This window comes from Streptomyces sp. PU-14G (assembly GCF_041028275.1).
GTDB lineage: Bacteria > Actinomycetota > Actinomycetes > Streptomycetales > Streptomycetaceae > Streptomyces.
The window spans coordinates 1-8,493 of record NZ_JASKYT010000289.1 but is presented as its reverse complement, the minus strand read 5'-3'; the positions used below and the strand labels follow the sequence as shown (position 1 = coordinate 8,493).

Below are 8,493 nucleotides of genomic sequence, written 5' to 3'. Positions count from 1 at the left end.
CCCGTACCCCAAGTAGACGTCCCAACTCCCCCCCATTCCTGAAGGGAATGCCAGGCATCGACGACCGATTCGAGGACACCTCGCAACTGGCCCAGCGCCTCATCGACGCCATCACGGCGTACTACCGTGGCAAGCGCCCCTCATACAGCACGATCGCCGAGGAGATCCGCTCCACCACTGGGCGAGCGTTCTCAGCGACCTACCTCTGGGAGCTGGCAACCGCCCGAAAGCGCAACGTCACACGGGAGCATCTCCGCACACTCGCGGAGCACTTCGGGCTCCCACGGCACGGAGCGGCTCCCGCCATTGAGAGCTCTCGACGGAAAGCAGTTGGGCCGTGTCCTGTGGCCGGGTGGCTCGGTCGCTTGGGTGTGAGGAAGCGTGACCTTCAACCGTGCTCGGTTGACGATGGGTTGTGGGCGCGGACCGAGCCGTTGCTGCCGGTACGGCCACGGCGGGCATCGGTACCCGGGCCGGAAGGCGCTGGATGACCGTGAGGTGCTGCGCGGCATCCAGTTCGTCCTCTGCACCGGCATCCGGTGGGAGCGGCTGCACTCTGAGCTGGGCTTTGGCTCCGGGATGACCTGCTGGCGAAGGCCGCGGGACTGGAACAACGCGTGGCGTCAGTGTGGGGTGGTCTGGAGGTTGACTTCGACGTCGCTGCGGGTGCCCCAGCGGTTGATGCGGTGGCAGGTGGCCATGGCGTAGAGGTACAGGGGGCGCAGGAAGAGGGCGCGCCAGAGGGTGGCGAGGGGTGCGGCGGCGAAGAGGAGCAGGGTCTGGTGGGTGCGCATGTCGGTGCGGCCGACGGTGAACAGGCGCAGCGCCATCAGATAGCTCATGACGAGGGTGATGAGGGCGCCGAGTGCGGCGACGGTGTCCAGGTGGTGGCGGTAGTCGGGGTGGAGGGCCAGGGCGAGGGGGATGGCGGCGCCGAGGACGATGTGGAGGTATTCGGCGACGGTGGTCCAAAAGACGATGCCGGTGAGGGGCATGTAGCGCAGCCACCATAGGTGGCGGACGGTGGTGCCGCGCATCCAGCGCATCTGCTGGCGCAGGTAGTGGGGCCAGCGTTGGGGGGCGAGGGTGAAGACCAGTGCGGAGGGCTGATGGACGGTGTCGCCGGCGAGGAGGGCGTAGAAGGTGAGCATGGAGTCGTCGTTCATCTGCATGGGCCGGTCGCGGAACTGTTCGTTTTCGTAGGCGCCGGCGGCCTGGCGCACGAGTGGTGCCCGGTAGAAGGCGAGGGTGCCGGAGTTGATGGTGACGCGTCTGAGGACGGACTGGGCGGCGCGCAGCCCGCGGGTGAAGGGCAGGTAGAGCAGGCAGATGAGCCGGGTGAGGAGGTTGGCGTCGTGGTTGAGGACGATGACCTGGCCGGCGACGGACTGCACCTTGGGGTCGGTGAAGGGTTTGATGCCCTCGGCGACGGCGTGGAGGTCCAGGACGGAGTCGCTGTCGAGGGTGACGAAGATGTCGGCGTCGTCGTGGGCCAGGACGTGCATCTGGGCGTGGCGTTTGCCGCGGTTGGCGGTGCGGTCCCAGGTCACCTCGATGCCGCGGGCGGCGGCACGCCGCTCGAGTTCGCCGCGGACGTCGTCGTACGTCATGGGGGTGCCGTCGGAGTGCACGGAGCCGTCGTCGACGACGCGTACCCGGTTCACGGGGCGGGACTGGACCAGGACCGAGTGCAGGCAGGCCCGCAGGGCAGCCGGGTCCTCGTTGTAGACGGGGATCTGCACGGTGACGGTCAGGGCGTCCACGTCCGTCCCCTGTTGCTGCCGGGGTGAGCGGGGGCGCTCCAGCCAGGCGAGGGGGACCCACCACAGCAGCAGGAACGAGGCCAGCCACGGCACCGTCATGAGCCCGGCGGCCTCCCCGCCCACATCCCGCACGACGGCCACCACGTGGGCGGCACCCCAGGCGGCGAACCCGGTCAGCGGCACGACCCCCAGCAGGAGCAGGAACCATGGCCGGGCGTGCCAGGCGTGCGGAAGGTCGGGCACGCCCGGCCAGCGGCCCGACGGCGGCGGCTGCCCGGGGCCAGTGCGGTGGATGCCGTCCGCCTGGCGGACCAGCGCCCGCTCCGGGTCGGCCACCGTGACGGTGGCTGCGGGTGGCGCCGGCGGCATGCCGGATTCCAGGGGGGCTGGTCCGGATGCCGCTGGTCGCAGCCGCAGCGCTGAGGGGCCCGCGCCGGGTTCGCCAGGGGTCCTTCCGTCGGGCGCCGTCGCGTCCAGGGCGCGTTCTGTCATCGGGAGACTGGCCCTCTGCCGCGGCGGAACGTCGTACGGACCAGCACCGCGCCGGTAAGCACAAGCACCGCGCTGACCACCGCCAGCCATACCTGTCCGGCGGCCAGCCCGGTGATGGCGAGCACTCCTCCGGTGCCTGCGAGTGAGCTGTACGGCATGGCCCCAACCTCCCAGAAGTAGCTTTTCGGCACATATGAGGGTAAGACGACTTAGAGGTGAGAGCCCGGAGCGACGTCGCAAAGCCCCCGGAGAAGCCACCAACGACGCAAGGGAAAGCCGCCGCGCCGCGGCCCGACAGCGCCAGGCTCGCGCACGATCCGCAAGCCTGGCTCTCGACCCCCGAGAGCCCAGGCGGCACCGGGCCTGCCTCTTCGCGTGCTCCGCACACTGCGGCAGTCCGAACGCAGCACCTTCGTGACGCGCGGCCTCCCGCGAGACCGTCAAACGCTCCGAGCCGGCCGGGCATGCCGGATACGGCTACTGCCGCAGCCATTCGTGCTTCTTCTGGGGCTTCCGCCGCAATCTGATCACCACTGCCGAGGGCATGCCGTCACCCGGGGTCGGGCCACCGAAGCTCGGCGAGCGACGCGGGGCCCGCCGTGCTGGAGCGTGACCACCACCTCGTACGGGCCGGGCAGGTGATCCTCGCCGACAAGGGATTTGCGGGCGTGGAGTTCGAGTCCTTCATCGCCGGCCGGCTGGGGGCTCACCTGGCCCGACCAGGCTGCAAGGACGAGCCGGATGAAGTGCTGCCGACGCCTGGCCGCGCGGGGCGAAGCCGGTGTGTGGGACGAAGCCGGTGTGTGCGGTGTGTGGGACGAAGCCGGTGTGTGGGACGAACCGGTGTGGGACGAACTACGCCTGGTGTTGCGGCAGAAACTGCGGTCGGCGAAGTAACCAGACTCGTCGCGGGCGGAGATCGACTTCTCCCCCGTGCGGGGCGCTCGGCGCGGCCCAGAAGCGGCCCCAGCCCGGTCGACCGCGCACGGCCGGGCAGCAAGCATCGCCGGCCGGCCCGGACACCGGCCCGACGCGCTCCTCGCAGACCGCGGCTACGGGCGGAATTGCGTAAGGCGTTACGCAACGGGCTACGTAGATCGCGGCTGACGGGCCGGGGCGGTCGTACCCGCCCATAGTGTTGACGGCGTCAGTCACGAACACCTTCCGGGCAGGACCAACCCGGAAGGTGAGCAACGACCAAGGAGACCACCATGAAGTCGTGGCGCACGCGTATCGCTGCCGGCCTTGCGGTCGGCGCCGCAGCGCTCACCCTTCCCCTGACCGCCACTGCGGCCACCGCCGCCGACCAGGCGCACAGCTCCGCCGGTGGTTCCGCCTCCACCAGCGACTGGGGCGACCCCGCTGATCCCGTCGCCGGCAAATGGGTGATCCTCGGCGGCGGGCTCTACGACTCTTATGAGTCGTGCATGGAATACAACAAGCCTGAGTTCTACTCGGGTATCACCGAGGTCCAGTGCGTGCACGACCCCAGCGAGAAGTTCCCGAACAATTACACCATCTATGGACGTTAGTCAGTTCCGTTCGAAGCTCTGAGCGCGGGACTCCCCTTGTGAATCCCCTTGTGCTGAGCGAACGGCCGGGACGCGTCCGGTGAGAACGGAATAGATCGACCCCGGCGGGGATCCGCGCTCGGGCGTCGTGACCGCAGCGAGCGGTCGTCGACGGACCGGGCGAACGGACTTCGCCGGGGTCGAGTCATTGCCGCAGAAGACGGGCCCCAGGCCGTCGTTCCTCCACCTCGACCTCTACCTCTACGTCCACCTCCACCTCGACCAGCACCAGCACCAGCACCAGCACCAGCACTGTCTGCGCCTGGACGGTCTTGCTGCGGACCACGTGGGTGGCGTGGCCCGGGGTCACGCTGCGGCCCTTGATGTTGGCGATGAGACAGCTCTCGGTCGCGCTCGGCGCCGACCGCCGAGCGGGCGCCAACCGCGTACGCGCCCGGCCTCGTAGCCGAGTGCGCAGAGGACTCCGGTGCGGTGGCGGGCGAGGCGGCCCAGTTTCTTGTCCGCGGCCATCTCCGCCTCCAGGAGCGCTGCATCCGCGCTCACTACTGCCCGAGGTGCCAGTCAAACCGGTTGACAACAGCCACTCAGCTCAGCCGCCACTCGTCGTCATGGTCCCAGCAGTCCACCGGGCCCACCAGTCCACGGCCCACCGGCTCTCCGGCCCTGCGGCAAGCACGCGCCGCGGGGCCCCACCGGGGGTGAGGCACAGCAGTCGTACTGTGGTTGTACGTCCGGCGATCTCGGCAGGTCTACTGTCGAACCCACGGCAGGACCACAATTGTGAAAGGCCGATGTCAATGGAGTTCGTGGCTCGACAGCCGGAGCTGCGGGAGATCGAGCACCTGACGGCTGCCGCCGCTGCCGGGCGGGGCGGGGCCGTCGTCCTGTCTGGTGAGCTGGGGATCGGTAAGTCGACGCTCGTCGAAGCTGCGGTGAGCGGGCTGGAGGGGTTCGAGGTGCTGCGGGCGGACGGCACCGAATTCGAGCAGGATCTGCTCCATGCGGTCCTGCACCAATTGTGCTCGCCGGCCCTGGCACACCTTCATCGCCTGCCCCCGGTGCAGCGGGAGGCGCTGGAAGTGGTGTTCGGGCTCGGGCGCGGTCCGTCGCCCGGGCCGTTGACGGTGGGGCTCGCGGTCCTGGGGTTGCTGCGCGAGGCGGCCCGGCGCCGCCCGGTGTGCTGTGTGGTGGACGACGCGCAGTGGTTGGACGAGGGTTCGCGTCGAGTGCTCGGCTTCGTAGCCCGGCGGCTGGACGCCGAGCGGATCGCGATGATCTTCGCCGCGCGGAATGTGGACGCAGTGCCGAGCCTGTCGGACCTGCCACGGCTGCCCCTCGAAGGGCTGAGTGACGAGGACGCGCGGACTCTCCTGGGCGCCGCGTCAAACGCGCCGCATGCCGCGCTGGACGCCGAGGTGTTCGAAAGGATCCTGGCCGAGGCGAGCGGAAACCCGCTGGCCCTGGTGGAGTTCGCGCATGACGCGGGCCCGTTCGGGGTGCCCGGCCCACGGAATCGGCACGCGGGCGTGATCACCTCGCTGGAGACCCACATCGCTCGCCGGCTCGAACAGGTTCCGGCCGCCGTGCGGGAGCTGGTGGTGCTGGCGGCGGCAGATCCGGTAGGGGATCCGCGCCTGTTGCGGCACGCGGCCGGGCTGCTGGGGCTGGACCTCGCGGACCTCGCCGTTGCGGAGAATGCCGGGATCTTGACCCTCGGCGCGCGGCTGCGCTTCCGCCATCCGCTCGTACGCTCGACGGCGTACGGGTTGGCCGCTCCTCGCGTACGCCGGCGTGTGCACGGCGCGCTCGCCGAGGCCACGGAGCCGGAGTCGGACGCCGACCGTCGGGCGTGGCACCGGGCGCACGCTGTCCTCGACGCCGACGAGGATGCCGCCGCGGAGCTGGAGAGGTCGGCAGACCGCGCGCGGTCGCGCGGCGGATTCGCCGCCGCCGCGGCGTTCATGGAACGGGCCGGTCAGTTGACTCCCGCCTCCGAGGGGCAGGCACGGCGGCTGCTGGCGGCGGCACAGCTGAGGCTGCGTGCCGGCACTCCGGCCGCGGCCCGCGCACTCGTCGACCGGGCAGAGCTGCGTCTCCTGGAAGAGCCCGCTTACACGCAGGCGCGACTGCTGCGCGCGCGGGTCGACTACCAGCTGTCGCGCAGTCCGCAGGCAACCGCCGCACTCGTCGACATCGTCACCGAGTTCGCTCCCGAACAGGCCAGGGAGACCTGTCTGGAAGTGTTCGCCTCGATCATGTTCAACGAGAACGATCCCGCTCTGCTGCGGGATCTGGGCACCAGGATGCGCGAGCGGGCGCCCCGGCCCGACAGCTCCCAGCCGGCCGATCTGCTGCTGGACGCACTGCTTGACCAGTTCATGCTGCCCGTCCCCGAGGCGGTGCCTGGGATGCGCGGCGCTGCCGACGCCTGCCGGGCTGCGGCCGTCTCCGGTTCGGCAGGCTCGTGGCAGCTCATCCTGGGCAGCCAGCTGTTCATCGACCTGCGCGATGCCGAAGGTCTGGTGCAGATGGCAGACCGCAACGTGGAGGGGGCACGGCGGCAACGGGCCCTGGCGATACTGCCGCAGGCGCTGCGCTACCAAGCCATCGCGTGGATCACCGTCGGGCGGCTGGAGGAGACCGGCGCCCTCCTCGCCGAGGCACGCGCGATCGATGAGGCCGCCGGCACCGTGCCACTGCTGGGAGCCGAACTCGTTCACACCGCCTTCTGCGGCGACGCCGACCACTTCCGCAAGCTGTGCCGGACGGCGGGCGAGGGCAGGCGGCTGGTCGAGAGCGTCGGCGAGCAGCATGCCTGGACCGTCCTGCACAACGGGCTCGGCGACCATGAAGCGGCGCTGGAGTCCGCCCTGGAAATCCAGAGCGGACTCCAGGCCGGCACCTACGGTCTGTGGGCCGTCTCCAGGGAACTGGTCGAAGCGGCAGCCCGTACCGGCCGTGTCCAAGAGGCAGCCACGGCCATGCGCCACCTGGAAGCACTCGCCGCCGCCAACCCCACCCCCTGGGCCCTCGCCGACTGGCTCCAGGCGCGTGCCCTCCTCGGCCAGGGCGAAGACGAGGACCGCGAACCGCTCTACCAGCAGGCCATCGACCACCTGGCGCCGACCCGCGCCCGGTTGCCGTACGCGCGAGCCCGGTTGACATACGGCGAGTGGCTGAGGAGCGAGAACCGGCACGCCGAAGCCCGCGTCGAACTGCGCGTGGCCCACGACCTGCTGGCTTCCATGGGCGCCCGCGGTTTCGCCGCCCGTGCAGCCCGGGCTCTGCGCGCCGCCGGGGCGCAGACCCACGCACGCGGCGGCAACCTGGACCAACTCACGGCCAAAGAGCGGCTGGTCGTGCAGCAGGTCGCCGCCGGGGCGACGTCCAAGGAAGTGGGCGCCCTGCTCTTCCTCAGCCCCCGCACCATCGACACCCACCTGCGCAACGTGTACCGCAAGCTCGGTATCACCTCCCGCCGGCAACTCCGCCGGATGCCGCTGTGACGAAACCGGGTGACGTCCTCGGACTGCGTAGGCGCCCGCTTGGGTGGGTGTCACCGAAGCGGCGAAGTCCCCTGCCCTGACATCGTCGTTCCGCCGGGACCGGCCGTCCGGCACCGCAGACCGCGGTCCGTCCGCACGAGGAGAAGAGCACCGAGACGTGCAACGGCCCGTTTCGTCCGGTCGACCGCCGACGGGCAAACCGACGTGCGAGCACGCCAGGCCGCGGCCTGGGGCGGTGTCCACGGCTGGAACCGGTCCAGGTCGCCTGGGCCGGCATGGACGCCCTGCGCATGGAGCACGCCCGTTCACCGAGTAGTGGCTGAGCGCCGATACTCTGCCTGCTCGCCCAGCTCCAGCGGCTCTGACCGCGGCTTCTCGCGGCTCGTGGCCGTTCAGCTCGCTCGTACGCAGCAGTTCCGCCGCTGCCATCAGCGCGGGCAGCGCGGAGGGGAGCCGACGGCAGCAGGTGCTGAAGAACGGGCCGCTCTGCTGCCTGCGACCTGCTGGCTGTGCGGGCCGCTCAGGTAGGTGATCTCTAGGACATGGGCCGGCTGCCGTTGTCCGGGGAGCGAGCACAACTGCACCACCGTCTTGACCAGCACCTCGCGCAGCGCCGCTGTGCCCGCGCCGGGCGGCGCCAGCCGGGTGCCGAGCAGCCAGACCGCCCGACCCGCCTCAAAGAGGGCAAGGTCCCAGATGCCCCGATCCGCGCGGCGCTAGGCCGTTTCTGATGGCTCTTGGTGGTGGATCGGTGTGGTGCGGGGCAGGTGTCCTGCATGGTGCGACGGCATGAGCTGAGTGATGCGCAGTGGCAGAAGATCGAGCCGTTATTGCCGGTCAATGGCAGGCCAGGTGGGCAGTGGGCCGATCACCGGAGGGTGATCAACGGGGTGCTGTTCCGTGCCCGCACGGGTGTGCCCTGGCCTGACCTGCCCGAGCGGTACGGCCCCTGGCAGACGGTCTATGAGCGGCACCGCCGCTGGTCGGCGGACGGGACATGGCAGCGGATCCTGGCCACGCTGCAGATCGAGGCCGATGCCGTCGATCCCGACGGCACGCGGGAGCGGGGCCTGGAGAAGGAGTGGGCGGTCAACGTCGATTCCACCACCTGCCGTGCGCCTGCCGCGTGCTGATGCGCACGGCACCGGCCACCGCGGGACTTCCCGCAAAAGGCGGCGGTGCGCGTGGGGAAGCCGATGG

Annotated in this window: 6 protein-coding genes and 3 pseudogenes; 6 read left to right on the top strand and 3 right to left on the bottom strand. The window is 70.5% G+C overall.

Annotation, left to right across the window (positions count from 1 at the left end; all coding sequences use genetic code 11):
- Window positions 1-413 precede the first annotated feature (413 nt).
- Window positions 414-609, top strand: a pseudogene (locus AB8Z75_RS26165) (transposase); the annotation flags it as partial.
- A gap of 14 nt (window positions 610-623) precedes the next feature.
- On the opposite strand, the gene AB8Z75_RS26160 reads toward AB8Z75_RS26165, so the two are convergent.
- Window positions 624-2,255, bottom strand: coding sequence for a glycosyltransferase (locus tag AB8Z75_RS26160; RefSeq protein WP_369206087.1), 1,632 nt, complete (start codon window positions 2,253-2,255; stop codon window positions 624-626).
- Window positions 2,252-2,413, bottom strand: coding sequence for a hypothetical protein (locus AB8Z75_RS26155; RefSeq protein ID WP_369206085.1), 162 nt, complete (start codon window positions 2,411-2,413; stop codon window positions 2,252-2,254). The genes AB8Z75_RS26160 and AB8Z75_RS26155 overlap by 4 nt, the downstream gene beginning before the upstream one ends.
- Window positions 2,414-2,682: 269 nt before the next feature.
- Here AB8Z75_RS26155 and AB8Z75_RS26150 point away from each other — a divergent pair.
- The 3 genes and pseudogenes from AB8Z75_RS26150 to AB8Z75_RS26140 all read left to right on the top strand — a co-directional run.
- Window positions 2,683-2,992 (top strand): annotated as a pseudogene (locus AB8Z75_RS26150) (IS982 family transposase); the annotation flags it as partial.
- A gap of 4 nt (window positions 2,993-2,996) precedes the next feature.
- Window positions 2,997-3,152 carry a hypothetical protein gene (locus AB8Z75_RS26145; RefSeq protein ID WP_369206083.1) on the top strand — a complete coding sequence of 52 codons (156 nt, stop codon included), beginning with the start codon at window positions 2,997-2,999 and terminating at the stop codon, window positions 3,150-3,152.
- Window positions 3,153-3,466: 314 nt separating this feature from the next.
- Window positions 3,467-3,787: a hypothetical protein gene (locus AB8Z75_RS26140; protein ID WP_369206081.1), complete on the top strand. Its 321-nt coding sequence runs from the start codon at window positions 3,467-3,469 to the stop codon at window positions 3,785-3,787.
- A 184-nt stretch (window positions 3,788-3,971) separates the two neighbouring features.
- Here the strand turns inward: AB8Z75_RS26140 and AB8Z75_RS26135 are convergent, their stop codons facing one another.
- The gene (locus AB8Z75_RS26135) at window positions 3,972-4,136 is read right to left on the bottom strand and encodes a hypothetical protein (RefSeq protein WP_369206079.1); all 165 of its coding nucleotides are present in this window, start codon (window positions 4,134-4,136) and stop codon (window positions 3,972-3,974) included.
- A gap of 457 nt (window positions 4,137-4,593) precedes the next feature.
- On the opposite strand from AB8Z75_RS26135, the gene AB8Z75_RS26130 reads away from it, so the two are divergent.
- Together AB8Z75_RS26130 and AB8Z75_RS26125 are read left to right on the top strand one after the other, a co-directional pair.
- The gene (locus AB8Z75_RS26130; RefSeq protein ID WP_369206077.1) at window positions 4,594-7,293 is read left to right on the top strand and encodes an AAA family ATPase; all 2,700 of its coding nucleotides are present in this window, start codon (window positions 4,594-4,596) and stop codon (window positions 7,291-7,293) included.
- A 779-nt stretch (window positions 7,294-8,072) separates the two neighbouring features.
- A pseudogene (locus tag AB8Z75_RS26125) lies at window positions 8,073-8,411 on the top strand (IS5 family transposase); the annotation flags it as partial.
- Window positions 8,412-8,493: the final 82 nt, after the last annotated feature.

Excerpts from the sequence above, each read along its gene's own strand:
- AB8Z75_RS26160 (WP_369206087.1), bottom strand. The coding sequence starts at position 2,255 with ATGACAGAACGCGCCCTGGACGCGACGGCGCCCGACGGAAGGACCCCT.
- AB8Z75_RS26155 (WP_369206085.1), bottom strand. The coding sequence starts at position 2,413 with ATGCCGTACAGCTCACTCGCAGGCACCGGAGGAGTGCTCGCCATCACC.
- AB8Z75_RS26145 (WP_369206083.1), top strand. The coding sequence starts at position 2,997 with ATGAAGTGCTGCCGACGCCTGGCCGCGCGGGGCGAAGCCGGTGTGTGG.
- AB8Z75_RS26140 (WP_369206081.1), top strand. The coding sequence starts at position 3,467 with ATGAAGTCGTGGCGCACGCGTATCGCTGCCGGCCTTGCGGTCGGCGCC.